Source organism: Rhodococcus sp. 11-3 (genome assembly GCF_023704055.1).
Taxonomy (GTDB): Bacteria; Actinomycetota; Actinomycetes; order Mycobacteriales; family Mycobacteriaceae; genus Rhodococcus; species Rhodococcus aetherivorans.
The window spans coordinates 1,140,028-1,157,022 of sequence record NZ_CP080406.1 but is presented as its reverse complement, the minus strand read 5'-3'; the positions used below and the strand labels follow the sequence as shown (position 1 = coordinate 1,157,022).

9 protein-coding genes are annotated in these 16,995 nt (G+C 72.8%); all 9 read right to left on the bottom strand.

Features of this window, described 5'->3' with window-relative positions; genetic code table 11:
* Positions 1-177: 177 nt before the first annotated feature.
* The 9 genes from KZJ41_RS05385 to KZJ41_RS05345 all read right to left on the bottom strand — a co-directional run bounded on the left by KZJ41_RS05385 (position 178) and on the right by KZJ41_RS05345 (position 16,936).
* Positions 178-1,743 carry an alpha/beta hydrolase gene (locus KZJ41_RS05385; RefSeq protein ID WP_065922999.1) on the bottom strand — a complete coding sequence of 522 codons (1,566 nt, stop codon included), beginning with the start codon at positions 1,741-1,743 and terminating at the stop codon, positions 178-180.
* Positions 1,744-1,936: 193 nt separating this feature from the next.
* The gene (locus tag KZJ41_RS05380; RefSeq protein ID WP_006931930.1) at positions 1,937-2,260 is read right to left on the bottom strand and encodes a metalloregulator ArsR/SmtB family transcription factor; all 324 of its coding nucleotides are present in this window, start codon (positions 2,258-2,260) and stop codon (positions 1,937-1,939) included.
* Positions 2,257-2,688, bottom strand: a complete 432-nt coding sequence (locus tag KZJ41_RS05375) for an SRPBCC domain-containing protein (RefSeq protein ID WP_006931928.1) — start codon at positions 2,686-2,688, stop codon at positions 2,257-2,259. Before KZJ41_RS05375 ends, KZJ41_RS05380 begins: the two co-directional genes overlap by 4 nt.
* 110 nt (positions 2,689-2,798) lie before the next feature.
* On the bottom strand, positions 2,799-3,539 hold the full coding sequence (locus tag KZJ41_RS05370) for a class I SAM-dependent methyltransferase (protein WP_232334111.1): 741 nt from the start codon (positions 3,537-3,539) through the stop codon (positions 2,799-2,801).
* A gap of 271 nt (positions 3,540-3,810) precedes the next feature.
* The gene (gene entS, locus KZJ41_RS05365; protein ID WP_029541337.1) at positions 3,811-5,061 is read right to left on the bottom strand and encodes an enterobactin transporter EntS; all 1,251 of its coding nucleotides are present in this window, start codon (positions 5,059-5,061) and stop codon (positions 3,811-3,813) included.
* Positions 5,062-5,068: 7 nt separating this feature from the next.
* Positions 5,069-5,308, bottom strand: a complete 240-nt coding sequence (locus KZJ41_RS05360; protein ID WP_065923000.1) for a phosphopantetheine-binding protein — start codon at positions 5,306-5,308, stop codon at positions 5,069-5,071.
* Between the two features lie 4 nt (positions 5,309-5,312).
* Positions 5,313-14,585: a non-ribosomal peptide synthetase gene (locus tag KZJ41_RS05355; RefSeq protein WP_251550346.1), complete on the bottom strand. Its 9,273-nt coding sequence runs from the start codon at positions 14,583-14,585 to the stop codon at positions 5,313-5,315.
* A gap of 81 nt (positions 14,586-14,666) precedes the next feature.
* Complete coding sequence (locus tag KZJ41_RS05350; RefSeq protein ID WP_006931919.1) at positions 14,667-15,683, bottom strand: ABC transporter substrate-binding protein; 1,017 nt, start codon at positions 15,681-15,683, stop codon at positions 14,667-14,669.
* Positions 15,684-15,955: 272 nt separating this feature from the next.
* Entirely contained in the window at positions 15,956-16,936 is a 981-nt protein-coding gene (locus tag KZJ41_RS05345) for a nitronate monooxygenase family protein (protein WP_065923002.1), read from the bottom strand.
* Positions 16,937-16,995 lie beyond the last annotated feature (59 nt).

Below are 16,995 nucleotides of genomic sequence, written 5' to 3'. Positions count from 1 at the left end.
CAGTCCTCTCGTCGGGGGCGAGGTGGTTCCCCGCCCGTTGGACGACTCCACACTGACCCGCGCAGCTGGCAGCAGCCTTGGGAAACCCTGCCGTTCGGCTCCGAATTCGCGGGGCGCCCGCGGTGACCACCGCGGGCGCCCCGAACGTCTGTCACGACGGATCGGCTCCGGTCCGGCTCAGCATGTCGTATCCCCCTCCGGCACAGCCAGATCGACGAGGTAACGCGCGACGGGCAGGTCGACGCACCACTGGCCGCTCAGCACCACGCCGTGCTGGGTTCCGCGGTACGTGACGAGCACCGCGTCCAGTTGCTTCGCCAGGTCCACACCCGCCTGATACGGCGTCGCCGGATCCTCGGTGGTGGAGACCACGACGATCGGGGGCAGACCGTCGACCTCCACGGCGTGCCGATCTCCCGTCGGCGGCACGGGCCAGAAGGCGCACGCACCGAGCGGCGCGTTGCCGGTGCCGCGGCCGTCGTCGAGGAACGGGGCCGCCTGCCGGGACCGGGTGTCGAGTTCACCGGCCACGGCGGGGTCGGTCACGGCGGCGTCGTCGACGCACCGCACCGCCGCCATCGCCTCGGCAGAGTTCGAGTACGAACCGTCGGCGAACCGGCCCTCGTACATGTCGGACAGCACCAGCAGTGTGTCGCCCCGGCCCTGCACCAGTTCGGCGAGCCCGTCCCGCAGGTATTCCCAGCCCTCCGGCGAGTACAGGGTCGCGATGACGCCGCTGATCGCGTTCGCGTAGCTCAGCCCCCGCGGATCCTCCGTCGCGGCCGGCCGATCGATCAGGGGATCGACCAGCGAGCGGAACCGCTCGACTGCGACCGCGGGATCGGAGCCGAGGGGGCAGTCCTCGCGGGTCGCGCACTCCGTGGCGAATGCGTCGAAGGCCTGCTGGAAACCGGCGGCCTGCCGCACCGCTTCCTCGACCGGGTCCTGCTGAGGATCGAGCGCCCCGTCGAGCACCATCGCCCGCACGTTGCCGGGAAACGCCTCCGCGTAGGCCGAACCGAGCCGGGTTCCGTAGGAGTAGCCGAGGTAGTTCAGCTTCGGGTCGCCGAGAACGGCCCGGATGACGTCCATGTCCCGCACCACGTCGCGGGTGCCCACGTGCGCCAGCACGTCGGTGCCCGTGCGTTCGGCGCAGCGCGCCGCGTACTCCCGGCGGTTCTGCTCCGCCCGGGCGATCCCCTCGGGGGTCATGTCCACCGCGGGGTCCTGCCGCCACGCGTCGGTCTCCTCGGGCGTCAGGCAGTCGATCTGCGGTGTCGACGCACCGATGCCGCGCGGGTCGAATCCGACGACGTCGAACCGCTCGGCGAGCTCGGTGCCGGCGCCGACGACGGCCATCCCGAGGCCGGACGCTCCCGGTCCACCCGGGTTGACGAGCAGCGACCCGACCTTCTCCCCCGTCGCCCGTGATCGGGACAGGGCGATCTGCGCGGTATCGCCCTGGGGGTTCTCGTAATCGATCGGCACGGTCACCCGCGCGCACTCGAGCCCGGCCCCGGCCAGGTCCGATCCGTCGGTGCTGTAGCCGTCGCACGAGCCCCACTGGAGCTGCTGGGTGTAGAAGGGCTCGAGGCCCGGCGGGATCTCCCCCGCCGCCGAGGCGAAGCCGGCCGCGCCGACCGGAGACGTGAACCCGCCCACGATCAGTGCCGTCGCCGCTCCCGTTGCGGTCACGAACCGCAGGACCCGGTCCCGGGTCCTGCGCTCTCCACTCGCCGCCATGAATCGACCTGCCCTCCAGTGGTACTCGATCGGAGAGGCGAATCTCTCCTCGGACCACTACAGGGTCGGTGCCGGCGGCGACCGGCACCACCACCCCGAGGGTGTCGATGGACAACCCCTCGGGACGGCGCTCCACCCTCCTCGCCGAGCGCGTCGCCGCTCGGGCCTCGCCGCGCTCCGGCCGCCCGTGCGGCTAGGGACGTTCGGCGATGCGCTTGATCGCTTCGAGCCGGCGGTCCCACTGCCGTCCGATCGATTCCAGCTCGCCGGCCAGTTCGCCGAGCCGGGCACCGACCGCCCGGTAGCGGATCTCCCGTCCGACCCGAACCGACTCCACGAGCCCGGCGTCGGCCAGCACGGTCAGGTGCTTGGCGATCGCCTGACGACTGACCGGCAGCCGCCCCGCGAGCGCACTGGCGGACAGGTCCTCGGCGCCGATCGCGGTGAGGATGTTCCAGCGGGTCTCGTCGGCCAGTACCGCGAGCACCGCTGGAACGCCCTTCGGCACATCGTTCACCGGGATTCCAGGAACTCCACCAGATCGCCGAGTTCGGCACGCCAGCCGTCGACATTGCCGTCGTGGGCCGACTGCGGGTCGACGAGTTCCTCGAAGCCGGTCTCCACCATCGTCAACCGGGTGCCGCCGTCGATCTCGGCCAGGTCGAACCGCACGACCGTGGAGTTGCCCGGTACCGGGTCCACATTCGCGTCGCGTGCCCAGCGGTAGATCAGTGTCTTCGGCTCGTCCACGTGTTCGACCAGCACCCGGAAGGGTCCGGCGTCGTGGCCCGTCCAGCCGAACGTGCCGGTACCGCCGGGCGATGCGTCGAATTCGATTCTGTCGCCGAACCATTGCGCGATCAGTGCGGGTTCGGTCAGGGCGGACCACACCTTGGTGGCCGGTGCCGCGATGTCGATGGTGCGGGTGATGTCGAGCGGGGCCATGATCGCCTCCAGTTCGGGTAGGGGTTGTGCAACTCCAGGGTTGCACCTTTCTTCCTCGACTGCAACCCCCCAGTTGCAGAAATATGGTTGTCGCGACGGCGACTCACCTCTCATCGCGTCCGGTCGACGACCAGCGCCTGGACGGCACCGAACTGCGGGACGATCCGGCCGATCAGGGCCGCCGGCGGCTCGAGCCGGTGCCCGAACCGCGGATGCGCCGCGGTGAACAACCGGCCCTGCACCCGGGCTCGGCCGTGTCGAGCGCCCAGACGGCGCAGCTCTCGCCGCGTGACAAAGCGTCCGTCCGAGTACGGCGCTCGGCGGGTGGGCCGATCGAGCCACCCCCAAGGGCTGGTCGGGTTCAGGGTGAGTGCGACGATGCGCCCGCCCGGACGAGTGATGCGAGCCATCTCGGTGAGCACGGCCGCGGCGTCGGTGAACTCGAGGGTCGCGACGGTGACGGCCGCGTCGGCCGCAGCGTCCGGCACCGGCAGGCGGGCGGCGTCGGCGCGCACGACCCGGCCGGGTGCCCGGCCGGCCGCGACGGCCAGCATGCCCGCCGACAGGTCCACACCGAGCACACGGGCACCACGGTGAACAAGATGGCACACGAGCCGTCCGGTCCCGCAGCCGATCTCGACCACGGTGCGGCCTGCCACCTCCGGCAGGGCCACATCGATCGCGCCACGCTCCACGGCCCAGGCGTGGGCGCCCCACGGGCTGGCGAACCAGGTGTCGTAGTCCCGGGCCTGCGCTGCGTCACTCGTCATCCAGCGTGCAGAGGGGTGCGCAGCATCGATCTCTTCTCCGGGTGTGCGCTCGAACGGCACGAACGGTTCGTTGGTGGACATGCCGTCGGGATTCCCCTCGCCGGAGTCCGGAAACAGCGGTACGACGAGGCGGGTCTCACGCCGGTGCGAGCCTTCGGACCGCGTAGCTCACGATCTCGGGGGTATGCGCGCTGATCACCACCCGCTACACCCTCGACCAGGTCGCCGAGGCATACGAGGACATGCACGCCGGCAAGAACATCCGCGGCGTGATCGTGTTCGACCGAGCGGAACCGGCCCGCGCCGGCACCCGCACACGGGTGCCGGCGCAGCGGCGTTCGGCAGGACGGGCTCAGGCGACGCGCTCGAGCGAGGTCCCCTCGTCGAGCCGGCGCAGCGTGCGCAAGGTGGCCCACAGCAGCGCGGTGATCACCAGCCCGACGGCACCGTACGCGGGCAGCGCCGCCGAGATCGGCACCAGCGCCGCCACTGCGCCCGCGACCACCGCGCCGACGGAGGCACCGGCGGTGACCTGCGCCGCCCACACCGCGGCGATGCGCCCCCGGTACTCGTCGGGGGTGTGTTTCTGGACCGTCGCGTACCGGACGATGTCGGTGAGCGCGTCGCCGAAGCCGTGCGCGGCCAGGCCCAGCAGCGCCACCGCGACGGTCGCGGTGAGGCCCGCCCCGACGAGCCCGGCGGCGGAGACGGCCATGAGCAGGAAGACCACCTGCCCGGATCGGCGGAGGTGGCCGGTCCAGCCGCTGGTGAGCGAGCCGATCACCGCGCCGACGGCCGGGGCGGTGTAGAGCAGCCCCACCACCGACGGTCCCGCGCCGAGCACCTCGGTGGCGTACTCGGGGACGAGCACCGACCAGCCGGCGAGCAGCATCGTCACGAATCCGCAGACGAGCACGCCGCCGATGACACGGTTCCCCGACGCGTAGCGGAAGCCGCTGAGCACCGAGCGCAGCGGCGACTCGTCGGCGACGTGCGTCGGCGGCAGGGACGGCAGCCGGGTGATGCAGAACGTGGTCACGGCGGTGGTGAATGCCGCGAGAGCGTAGGCCACCCCGACTCCGCCGGCGGCGATGACGACCCCGCCGAGTGCGGGTCCGACCATCGCGCCCAGGTCGCCGGTGAGGGCCATGAGCGCACCGGCCGCCGCCATCTTCTCCCGCGGCAGCAGGCTGGGGGTGACGGCCATGAGCGCGGTCGCGGAGATGCCGCCGCACGCGCCGTCGATCACGGCCGCCACATAGACGACCCACATCTTCGGGTCGGGCAGAAACGCGTTGAGTGCGAGCACCGCGAACGCCACGCCCGCGGTGCCCCGGGCGACGGCGATGACGCGCCGGCGATCGTAGCGGTCGGCGAGCACCCCGCCGACGAACGTGGCGGCGAAGGTGGTCACGCCGAGCACCGCCGACACGGCGGCGACCTGCGCGGTGGACCCGGTAAGCCGGTACACCTGCAGCGGCACGGCGACGACGAGGAAGCCGAGGCCGAACAGCGACACGACCCGGGCGGTGAAGATGTAGCGGAATTCGCGGCTGGTGCGCAGGGGGTCGACGTCGAGGACCAGCTTGTCGATCAGGGCCACGGCCGGGTCACCGCGGGGCGAGCAGGTCGTACCACGCCTCGAGCCGCGGTTCGGTGGCCAGCGAGACGAAGTCGACATCCGCGCCGGCGCCGCGCCACTGCTCCACGAGCGCCATCAGACGCACCGAGTCGAGGCCCTGGTCGACGAGGCTGAGCGCGGGGTCGAGTTCGTCGGCCTCGATCTCGAGGAGCCGTGCGATATCGGTGCGGATCGTCTCGCGGTCCAGGATGCCGGACTGTGTTGACATGAGGTCACTCCTTCTCGGTTGCAACGGGTTCGGGGATGCGGGCGGCCGCGGTGAGGGCCTGGACCCAGCGCCGGGCCACGACGGCGACGGTGTGCTCGTCGAGCACCTCGTGGGGCGCGGCGAATTCGCAGTCGAGCACGGGCCCCTCCGGGGTGTCCTCGACGACGGCGTCGACGTGCAGGACGTGGTCGAGCGGCGTGGCCGGGTCGACGGAACCGCCGAGCGCGACGGCCTCGGGTGCGCCCGACCACGGGGCGCCGGTGTCCTCGCCGAGCGTCATCCGGCCGAGGTAGTTGAACACCACCTGGGGCCGCCGATAGCGGTCGAAGACGTGGTCCGGCGCGAGGCGGTGCAGCAGTCCGAAGCCGATGCCGTTGTCGGGCACGGCGTTCAGCGCGTGCGCGACTCGCGCGCGGGCCTCGCGCGCGGCGGCCGCGCCGGTCAGGGCGTCCTCGGGGTCGATACCGGCCAGGTTCAGCGCGACCGGGAACATCGACGTGAACCACCCGACGGTGCGCGCGACGTCGGCTCCGGGCACGACCTGTTCCTCGCGGCCGTGACCCTCGAGTTCGACGCGCACGACGTCGCCGCCGCGGACCGAGGCGACCGCCACGGCGAGCGCCGCGAGCAGCGCGTCGTTCACGGCCCCGGAGGCGAGGACGTCCTCGGTGACCGGCGCGGGAACCCGCACGTGCGTCGAGCGCAGCGCCGAGACCGTGTCGCGTGCCGGGTCGAGGGCCCGGACGCCGAGAGGTGGTTCGACCGCGTCGACCGCGGGTTGCCAGGCGGGCAGCGAGGCCCTGATCCGCTCGGAGCGCGCGGCCACGGCGAGGCCGGTCGCCCACGCCCGGAAGGACGTGCCGGGTGACGTCAGCGCGACGGTCTCGCCGCGTCCGGCCTGTTCGACGGCGTCGGCGAGGTCGGGCACGAGGATGCGCCACGACACACCGTCGATCACCAGGTGGTGCACGGCGACGAACACGCGGCCGGGGCGGTGCGGCCCGAAGTCGAACAAGATCGCCTGCACCATCACTCCGGATTCCGGATCGAGTGCCCTGTAGGCGATTTCGCGTTCGGCAGCGAACCGATCCGCCCACTGCTCGTCGTCGACCTCACCGACCTCGACGCGGCGCACCAGGGTCTCGATGCCCGGTGCGGTCTCGGGGACGGTCCAGCGGGGTCGGCCCCCGGCGACGGCGAACCGGGACCGCAGCATCGGATGGGTGTCGAGCAGCGCCGCGACGGCCTTCCCGAGCGTGTCCACGGTGAGGCCGACGGGCGCGACGAGCAACCGCGCCTGCGAGAACCGGGCGAGGTCGCCGCCCCACGCGAGGGCCTCCCACACGATCGGGGTGATCGGCACGTCGCCCGTCGCGGCGACCGCGGGCACCGCCGCCGGGGCCGTGTCCGTCTCGTCGACCGCGGCCAGGGCCGCGACGGTGCGCAGCTCGAACACCTGCCGGGCCGTGAGCCGGAGCCCGGCGGCCCGGGCGCGGGAGACGAACTGGATCGAGACGATCGAGTCACCGCCGAGCGCGAAGAAGTCGTCGTCGATGCCCACCCGGTCGAGGCCGAGCACCTCGGCGGCCACCTCCACCAGCACCGCCTCCCGCTCGGTGCGCGGCGCACCCGAGCCGACGAGTGCCCCGAAGTCCGGCTCCGGCAGCGCCTTCCGATCCACCTTGCCGTTGGCGGTGACGGGGAATGCGGCCAGCACGAGCACCGCGGCCGGCACCATGTAGTCCGGGAGCCGCTCGGCGAGCACGGCCCGCACGACGGCCGGGTCCACGTCGCCGTCGGGCACGACGTAGCCGACGAGCCGGCGCACGCCGCGTTCGTCGGTGTGGGCGACGGCGACGGCGTCGCGCACCCCGCGCACCGCGGTCAGGGCCGCCTCGACCTCGCCGAGCTCGACCCGGAAGCCGCGGATCTTGACCTGGTCGTCGCCGCGGCCGAGGAATTCGAGGGTGACACGGCCGTCGCCGGCCGGGGCCCGGCGCACGACGTCGCCGGTGCGGTACATGCGGGTTCCCGGCGGACCGAACGGGTCGGGCAGGAAGCGGGTGCCGGTCAGGTCGGGGCGGCCGAGGTAGCCGCGGGCCACGCCGGATCCGGCGACGTACAGCTCACCCGCGACGCCGACCGGCACGGGGCGCAGCATCCGGTCGAGGACGTAGGCGGCGGCGCCGTGCACGGCCCGGCCCAGGCACGGGGTGTCGGCGTCGGTGACCTGTCCGACGAGCGAGTCGACGGTGCACTCGGTGGGCCCGTAGAGATTGAACGCACGTCCGTCGGTCAGCTCCCGCAACCGCCGCCACAGCGCCGGGTTGACGGCCTCGCCCCCGAACCCGACCGTGGCGGGCCGGTGTCCGCCGTCGAACAGCCCGGCGGCGACCATGCGGTCGAGGAACGACGGGGTGACCTCGAGGAAGTCGAGTTCGTGTTCGGCGACGTACGCGACCATCGCCTCGGGATCGCGCAGGGTGTCCTCGTCGAACACGTGCACGGCGTGGCCGTCGAGCAGCCACAGCATCGGCTGCCACGAGGCGTCGAACCCGAACGACCAGGCGTGCCCGACGCCCACGCTCGTCCGGCCCGCCCCCGCCACGGTGGGCACGTACAGGTCGGCGCGGTGGCTGTCGAACAGGTTGAGCAGGTTCGCGTGGGTGATCGCCACGCCCTTCGGCAACCCGGTGGAGCCGGACGTGTAGATGACGTACACGGGGTGCTCCGGTCGGAGCGGTGCGGTGCGCTCGTGGTCGGCGACGGGTGCGGCCGGGCGGGCCCCGACGTCGGCACGGACCGTCTCGTCGTCGAGGTCGAGCACCGGCACCCCACCGAGCACCGGTCGCAGCGTCTGCGCCACGGCACCGTTCGTGACCACGACCCGCGGCCGCGCGTCGCCGACCATGTGCGCGAGGCGCTCCGCGGGGTACGCCGGGTCCATCGGCACGTAGGCGCCGCCGGCGGCGTGCACGGCGCAGAGCGCGACCATCATGTCCGCCGAGCGCGGCAGGGCCAGGCCCACGAGCGTCTCGGGTCCGACGCCCTCGTCGATCAGCCGTCGTGCCAGACGTGCCGACGCGGCGCCGAGCTGGGCGAAGGTGAGCCGCACGGCGCCGCACACGACGGCCGCCGCGTCCGGGGTGCGGGCGATCTGCGCCGCGAGCAGGTCGGGCACGGTGCGGTGCCCGTTCGACGGTGCCGGGGCGGTCGACGAGAGTTCGGGCAGCCGCCCTCGCTCGGCCGGACCGAGGACGTCGAGCTGGGCGACGCGCAGCGACTGTTCCCCGGCGAGCTGGTCGAGGAGGCGCACGAGCTGCCGGCCGAGTGCGCCGGCGTCGGCGGCGGTGAACAACGCCTGCTGGTACTCGAGGGTGAGGGCGAGCTCGTCGTCGAGTGCGGCGACGAGCACCAGCGGGAAGTTGGTGGCGTCGTGACCGCGGACGTCGGTGACATCGAGACCACCGGAGCGCTGCGCGCGGGCGAGGGCGTCGGTGTCGATCGGGTAGCTCTCGAACACGATGAGGGTGTCGAACAGTTCGCCGAGGCCGACGGCGCGCTGGATGTCGGCGAGGCCGACGTACTGGTGATCCAGGAGCCGGTTCTGCTCGTCCTGGACGCGCCGGAGCAGTTCGGCGGCGGGCTCGCCGGGGCGCAGCGCGACGCGCACGGGCACGGTGTTGATGAACAGGCCGATCATCGTCTCGACGCCGGGAACGTCCGGGACGCGGCCGGACACGACGGCGCCGAAGGTCACGTCGGTGCGGTCGAGCCGGGCGCCGAGGAGAACCGCCCACGCGGTCTGCACCGCGGTGTTCACGGTGACGCCGAGGTCGCGGCAGCGGCGCTGCAGCCGCGCGGCCAGGCCGGCCGGCACCGGCACCGAGAGTTCGGCGGGCAGCGTGGCGTCGAGCGACGAGCCGGCCGGGGCGAGCAGCGTGGGTTCCTCGACGCCGGTGAGCGCCTCGGTCCAGCGGCGCAAGCCCTCGTCGGTGTCGCGGTCGCCCAGCCACGCAAGGTAGTCGGTGAACGGGCGGACCGCGGGCAGCGACGCCGGGTCGGCGCCCGCGCCGTAGAGGGTGAACAGTTCCTGCATCAGCAGCGGCGACGACCAGCCGTCGAGCAGCAGGTGGTGGGCGGCGAAGATCAGCCGGTGCCGGTCCGGTGCGACGCGCACGAGGGTGAACCGCACCAGCGGCGCGGCCGCGACGTCGAACCGGGTGGCGCGGTCGGCGGCGACGAGGTCGTCGCTGCGCTCCTCGACGGGCCGAATGTCACATCGCGTCGATCTGACCGAAGCGGTGTGACATTCGGTCACGGGGGTGGGGTCGTGTGTGAGGTCGACGTCCGTCCACCGCAGGCCGGGATCCCGGAGAACGACGCCGACGGGGTCACCGGCTGCGGTCGTGCGGAATCCGGTGCGCAGGGTCGCGTGCCGGTCCAGCAGCGCGACGGCGCTGCGCCGCAACGTGTCCCGGTCGAGGTCGCCGCGCAGATCGAGGACGGTCTGCATCGAGTACACGTCGGTGCCGGTGCCGTCGTCGAGACCGGCGAGGAAGAACATGCCGCGCTGCAGCGGCGTGAGCGGCACGACGTCGTCGATCGGGCCGAGTTCGGTGGTGAGCGAGGCGAGTTCGGGCAGCGCCAGCCCCCGGTAGGTCAGGTCCGACGGAGTGGGTCCGCCGGCGCCGGGGGTGCCGGCGTGCCGGGCCAGCGCGGCGAGCGCCTCCACCCACCGGCCGGCGACGAGGGCGACGGTCTCCTCGTCGAGGACGCCCGCCGCCGTGAATTCGCAGACGATCTCGGGGCCGCGGGGGCCGTCCTCGGTGACGGCGTTGACGTCGAGGACGTGGTCGAGGGGTGTGCCGGGATCGACGGCGCCGCCGAGGGCGCCCGCCTCCGGCGCGGCGGTCCACGCCTGACCTGCGTTCTCCCCGAGCGTCATCCGACCGAGGTAGTTGAACATCACGTCGGGGGCCCGGTACCCCGGGAAGTGCCGCGTTCCTTGGGGAGCGAGCCGGCGCAGCAGCCCGAATCCGAGGCCGTCGTCGGGCAGGGCCCGCAGCGACTCCTTGACCTGGGCCAGAGCGGTTCCGGCTGCCGCGGTACCGGCGAGGGCCTCGTGCGGGTCGATGCCGGACACGTCGAGGACGGCGGGGTACAGGGTGGTGAACCAGCCGACGGTGCGGGTGAGGTCGGCGCCGGGCACGGCGTGCTCGGCGCGGCCGTGGCCCTCGAGGTGCACGCGCAGCACGTCGCCGCCGCGCACCGACGTCACGGCCAGCGCGAGGGCGGTGAGCAGCACATCCGCGACGCCCGCCCGGTACGCGGCGGGCACGGTGGTGAGGATCTGCTCGGTGACCGCCACGGGTACCCGCACCTCGCGCGACCGCGCGGTGGCGACGGTGTCGCGCGCCGGATCCAGCGGGCGGGCGCCCAGCGGCGGTTCGGTGGTCTCGGCGATCTCCTGCCAGCGCGGCAGAGACTGCGCAATGCGATCGGACGTGGCGGCTTCGGTGAGCCCGAGCGCCCAGTCCCGGAAGGAGGTGCCGGCCGGCTCGAGGTCCGGCGCGGCGCCGCGGCGCACCCGATCGACGGCGGCCGCGAGGTCGGGCACGAGAATCCGCCACGACACACCGTCGACGACGAGGTGGTGCACGGCGACGAACACGCGGCCCGCCACGTCGGGGCCGGCGTCGAGGAGCACCACGCGGATCATCTGCCCGGCCGCGGGGTCGAGGTCAGCCAGCGCGCGGTCGCGTTCGGCCTCGAACAGGGCGCGCCACCGCGCGTCGTCGAGACCTGCCGCGTAGACCCGGCGCACCGCCGTCGCCGCGTCCGGAATACCCTCGGGCACCACCCAGTCCGCGTCGCCTCCGGCGACGGTCAGGCGCGAGCGGAGCATGGGATGGGTGCGCAGCAGTGCGTCGACGGCCGCGACGAGGTGCGCCTCGGTGAGCCCGGGCGGAGCGATCAGCAGGCGGGCTTGCGCGAAGCGCCGCAGATCCCCTCCGTGGTCGAGGGTTTCGCGCACGATCGGGGTGAGCGGCACCGGGCCGGTGGCCGCGCCGGCGGGCCGCGCCGGCTGCTCGTCACCGGTGTCGGACTCGCAGGCCGCGGCGAGCGCGGCGACGGTGCGCAGTTCGAACACCTGGCGCGCGGTGATCCGGACGTCGGCGGCGCGAGCGCGGGACACCAGTTGAATCGAGACGATGGAATCGCCGCCGAGGGTGAAGAAGTCGTCGTCGACGCCGACGCGGTCGAGGCCGAGGACCTCCGCGAACGCGGAGCACAGCGCCGACTCCGTCGCGGTGCGTGGCGCACCGGATCCGGCGAGCGCCCCGAAGTCCGGCTCCGGCAGGGCCTTCCGGTCCACCTTGCCGTTCGCGGTGGTCGGCAGTTCCGGGACCCGCAGGATCGCGGCGGGCACCAGGTACTCGGGCAGGTGGGCGGCGACGGCGGTGCGGACGGTCACGGGCTCGGCCGTTCCGGTGACGTAGCCGACCAGGCGGCGCACGTCGCGGGCGTCGGTGTGCGCGACGACGACGGCGGCACGCACCCCCGGCACGGCACCCAGCGCGGCCTCGATCTCGCCGAGTTCGACGCGGAACCCGCGGATCTTGACCTGGTCGTCGTCGCGGCCCACGTATTCGAGGGCACCGCGTTCGGTGTCGACCGGGTCCGGCAACCATCGCACGACGTCGCCGGTGCGGTACATCCGCTCGCCCCGGCCGGTGAACGGGTCGGCGACGAACCGCTCCCCCGTCCGGCCGGGTTGTCCCAGGTAACCGCGGGCGACACCCCCGCCGGCGACGTACAGTTCCCCGGCCACGCCGGGCGGTGCCGGTCGCAGCCACCGGTCCAGCACGTACAGCCGGGTGCCGGGGGTCGGTCCGCCGATGGTCACGGTGTCTCCCGCGATACGGGAGCAGGTTGCGTCGACCGTGCATTCGGTGGGGCCGTAGCAGTTGTAGGCCTCGACGCCGTCCGCGGCGCCGAGGCGCCGCCACAGCGCCGATCCGACTGCCTCGCCGCCGACGGTCACCTTGGCGGGCCGGGGGCGGTCACCGTCGAGCAGACCGGCGTCGAGCAGTCCGCTCATCAGCACGGGCACGCAGTCGACATGATCGATGCGGTGGGTCCGCACGTAGTCGACGACGAACGCGGTGTCGGTGCGGTGCTCGTCGGGCAGCACGTGCAGGGTGTGCCCGGACAGCAGCCAGGTCAGGGCGGCGACGGCCGAGTCGAAGGCGAACGGGTAGGTCAGCAGCACCCGCCACGTGCCGGACGCCGACCGCATGATCGTCTCTCGCTGCGCGGCAACGAGATCGGTGAGATTGGCGTGGGTGACGGTGACACCCTTGGGGAGGCCGGTGGAGCCGGAGGTGTAGACGACGTACGCGGCGTGACCGGGGCGGAGCGGGCGGAGACGATCGGCGTCGGCCACCGCGGCGGCGGGCAGCGCGGCGAGCCGGGCGCGCAGGTCCGGGTCGTCGAGCACGACGAGGCGCGCGCCGCTGCCGGTGAGGGTCGCTCCGAGTTCGTCGGCGACGGCACGGGTGGTGAGCACGACACCGGGGCGGGCGTCGGCGACCATGTGCGCCAACCGCTCCGCCGGGTACGACGGATCGAGCGGCAGGTAGGCACCCCCGGCGGCGAGCACCGCGAGGACGGCCTCCACGGTGGCGGCGGAGCGTGGCAGAGCCAGGCCCACGAGCACGTCGGGTCCGACACCGAACCCGATCAGCAGGCGCGCGAGCCGCGCCGAGTTCGCCCCGAGCTCCGCGAAGGTGCGCTCTTCGGCGCCGCACACCACCGCGAGGGTGTCCGGACCCGCCGAGGCGGGCAGCGCCGCGACGGTGCCGTCCGAGGGCGCGGCCGGCGCGACGGACCACGTGCCGAGGACGCGACCGCGTTCGGTGCCGGTGAGCAGGTCCAGCGCGGCGGCCGGGCGGTCCGGCGCGGCGGCGAGGGCACCGAGGATGTGGACGAGGCGGCCGGCGAGGGCGGCGGCGTCGTCCGCGGTGAACAGGCCGGGCCGGTAGTCGAGGGTCATGACGAGGGTGTCGGCGACGCCCGCGGTGAGCACGAGCGGATAGTTGGTGGCGTCGCGGCCCTCGACGGCGGCGATCGTGACCCCGCCGGCGCGCTGGGCACGGTCGAGCGCGTCGCGGTCCACGGGATAGCTCTCGAAGACGGTGAGGGTGTCGAACAGCTCCCCCAGTCCCACGTCGCGCTGTACCTCGGCGAGGCCGAGGTACTGGTGGTCGACGGTGCGGGACTGCGCCAGCTGCACGCGCCGCAGCAGCTCGGTGACGGTGGCGCGGGGATCCAGGCGCACCCGCACGGGCACGGTGTTGATGAACAACCCGACCATGGATTCGACGCCGGCCAGTTCCGGCGGTCGCCCGGAGACGGTGGCGCCGAAGACGACGTCGTCGCGGCCGAGCAGCCCGGACAGCAGCAGCGCCCACCCGGTCTGCAGGACGGTGTTGAGGGTGACGCCGGCGTCGCGGGCCAGGCCGGTGAGCCGGTCGCCGAGTCCGGCCGGCACCTCGACGGCGACGGCGGCGGTCGGCGTCGTGGCCCGGGTGGCGCCGGGCGGGGCGACGAGGCTCGGTTCGGTGAGCCCGTCGAGGGATTCGCGCCACAACGCGCGGGCGGCGTCGTGGTCCTGCCTGCCGAGCCACGCGAGGTAGTCGCGGTAGGGCCGGACCGGAAGCAGGCCGGTGGTGGCACCGCCCGCGGCGTAGATCTCGAGGAGTTCGCGCACCAGGATCGGGGTGGACCAGCCGTCCACGACGATGTGGTGGGCGGTGAGCACGAGCCGCACGTCGTCCGGCCCGAATCGCACGAACAGCCAGCGGATCAGCGGCGGCCGCGTGAGGTCGAACCAGTCGCGTAGATCCTCGGCGAGCAGGTCCGCGAGGTGACGCTCCGCGACGTCCGGCTCGAGACCGGTCAGATCGACGCTGCGCCAGGGGGCTTCGGTGCCGCGCACGACGAGGCCGGCGGTGCGGCCGTCCTTGCGGGGGCGGAAGCACGTGCGCAGGGCGGGGTGCCGGTCCAGCAGCGCCTGCGCGGAGGTCCGCAGGGTGTCCTCGTCCACCCGCCCGGTCAGGCGCAGCACGGACTGCACGGTGTAGGCGTCCGGTTCGACGGCTCCGGCGGCACGGGCGGTGTCGTCGGGCGCGGCGACGGTGCTGAGGTATAGCAGGCCTTGCTGCAGCGGCGAGAGGGGAACGATGTCTTCGAGCGCGGAGGTGCGGGTCATATCTGCCTAACGAACGGGTGCGAGGTGCGACGAACACGGCCCCCGGGTCGCCGGACGCGGGGGCCGTGGGTGCCGGGAGGGCTACTGCTGCCGGTTCGCGGGCAGCGCGGCGAGCGCCTCGTCGATGGAATCGAGTGCGAGCAGCGCGGTCTCGTAGGTCGCGGCGTGGGAATGTTTGACCGGAACCAGATTTCCGGCCTGCACGGCGGGCAGGGACTGCCACAGCGGGGAGGCCATCAGCTCCTGCAGCTCGGGCGAGACCGAGCCGTCGGCCTCGACGCCGTAGACGATGACGTCGACGTTCCCGAGGTTCCGGCCGATCTCCTCGACGGAGAGGTACTCGCCGTGCACGTCCTCGGGGTTGGCGGGCTGACCGGGGAACTGCAGGTCGAGGTCCTCGAACAGGTTGGTGGTGTACGACGAGGCGTACTCGCGGAAGAACTCACCGGGCTCGGTGCCGCACACGTTGCAGACGCCGGCGAAGGTCAGGTTCCCGAGGGTGCCGCGGTACTTCCCGGCGATCTCCGCGGCGCGTGCCTCGTACTGCTCCTTGTACTCGCCGTAGGCGTCGGACACGTTCGCGGCGTCGGCGTACTGCTCACCGAGGCCGCGCCAGTCACCGGGGTTGGTCAGGCCGAGGAAGACCACCGGAGCGAGGGCCTCGAGCTTGGCCGTGTCGAGCTGCGACTGCACGCGCGCGGGCACGCCCATGATGATCAGGTCGGGCGCGGCGGCGGCGACGGCCTCGTAGTCGAGTTCGCTCACGGCCCCGTCCGGCGCCACCTTGGGCAGCGCCTCGTACGCGGCCTTGGTCTCCGCGTCCATGTTGTCGAGCTCGCGGGTCCATTCGCAGGCGGCGGCGAGATTCGCGTCGGCCTGGAGCAGCGGTAGCACCGCGTAGCCGCAGGCGACGATGCGCTGCGGGTCGGACGGGATCTCGATCGGCCCGTTCTGCGCCTCGAACGTGCGCGTGGCGTCCGCGGCCGGTTCCTCGCCGGAGCCACCGTCGCTGCCGCACCCCACCAGGCCCACGGCCAGCACCGCCGTCGCGCCGAACACCGCTGCGCGGCGCAGCCGGCCCCGTCCCTCAACCCGCATCGCTTACTCCCACATGTCTGTTCGCCGGGCACCCGCCCGGACCTGATTGGTTAGGCTAACCGAACTCGGTGCGGGCGCCAAGCGCTACGTCCCCGGTCCTGCGCACAGTTGTCTGCGCCGATCCTCGTGCCCCATGAGGGACAGCACGCGAGGACAGCTTTCGTCGCTCCGGATGAGGGGGCCACGAAGGCGCACGGTCCGTAGCCGGTCCGTGCGCCTTCGTAGCAGTTTCGGAAAGGCGCGCTCGCCCTTCGGTCCATCGTGAAGGTGGTTCAGCCGGTGATCTGGCCGAGCAATTCCTCGGCGATGATCTGCCGGGCTTCGGTGAGTATCGAGCCGAGCACTTCCTCACAGCTGGCGACCTCGTGGATCAGGCCTTGGGCCTGGCTGGCCCACCAGAGTCCGCCTTCGACGTCGCCGTTGCCGTACACCTGTTCGCGGCCACGGGCACCGCTGGCCAGGTGGGCGACGTCGTCGAAGGTCGCACCCGTTCGGCGTGAGATGGTGGCGATTTCTTCGGAGACCGAGTTGCGTGCGACGCGGGCGGAGTTGCGGAACTCGCGGAAGACGATGACGGTGTCGCGTTCGGTGTTGTCGACGATCTGCTGTTTGACGTTGTCGTGGATGGGTGCCTCGGTGGTCGCCATGAAACGGGTGCCCATGTTCACCGCGGAGGCGCCGAGCGCGAGGGCGGCGACGAGACCGGCGCCGGTGGCGATTCCGCCGCTGGCGATGATCGGGATGGACAGTGCCCGGGCCGCGGCGGGGATCAGCACGAGCCCGGGGACGTCGTCCTCGCCGGGGTGCCCTGCGCACTCGAAGCCGTCGATGCTGATCGCGTCGACGCCGAGTTGTTCGGCTTTGAGGGCGTGCCTCACCGAGACCGCCTTGTGGATCACCTTCACACCGGCGGCCTTGAACGCAGGTAGGTGCGGTCGCGGGTTGCCGCCTGCGGTTTCGACGATGGTGATGCCGCTGTCGACGATGGCGTCCCGGTACTCGTCGTAGGGCACCGGCCGGATGGTCGGGAGGATCGTCAGGTTGACGCCGAACGGCTTGTCGGTGAGGTCGCGGCAGCGGGCGATCTCCTTGATCAGCGCCTCAGGGGTGGGTTGGGTCAGGGCGGTGAGGAACCCGAGTCCTCCGGCGTTGGCCACCGCGCTGATCAGGTCCGCGGTGCCGACGGCGGTCATGCCGCCGCACACGATGGGGTGCTCGATCCCGAAGGTCTCGGTGAAGATATTGGTGAACAAATGCTTCCTCGGTGTGGGTTGACCGCCGATTGGCGGATGACCGGACTGCTCAGCGATGT

Coding starts and splice junctions, on each gene's coding strand:
- KZJ41_RS05385 (WP_065922999.1), bottom strand. CDS start 1,743: ATGGCGGCGAGTGGAGAGCGCAGGACCCGGGACCGGGTCCTGCGGTTC.
- KZJ41_RS05375 (WP_006931928.1), bottom strand. CDS start 2,688: ATGGCCCCGCTCGACATCACCCGCACCATCGACATCGCGGCACCGGCC.
- KZJ41_RS05370 (WP_232334111.1), bottom strand. CDS start 3,539: ATGTCCACCAACGAACCGTTCGTGCCGTTCGAGCGCACACCCGGAGAA.
- KZJ41_RS05360 (WP_065923000.1), bottom strand. CDS start 5,308: ATGTCAACACAGTCCGGCATCCTGGACCGCGAGACGATCCGCACCGAT.
- KZJ41_RS05355 (WP_251550346.1), bottom strand. CDS start 14,585: ATGACCCGCACCTCCGCGCTCGAAGACATCGTTCCCCTCTCGCCGCTG.
- KZJ41_RS05350 (WP_006931919.1), bottom strand. CDS start 15,683: ATGCGGGTTGAGGGACGGGGCCGGCTGCGCCGCGCAGCGGTGTTCGGC.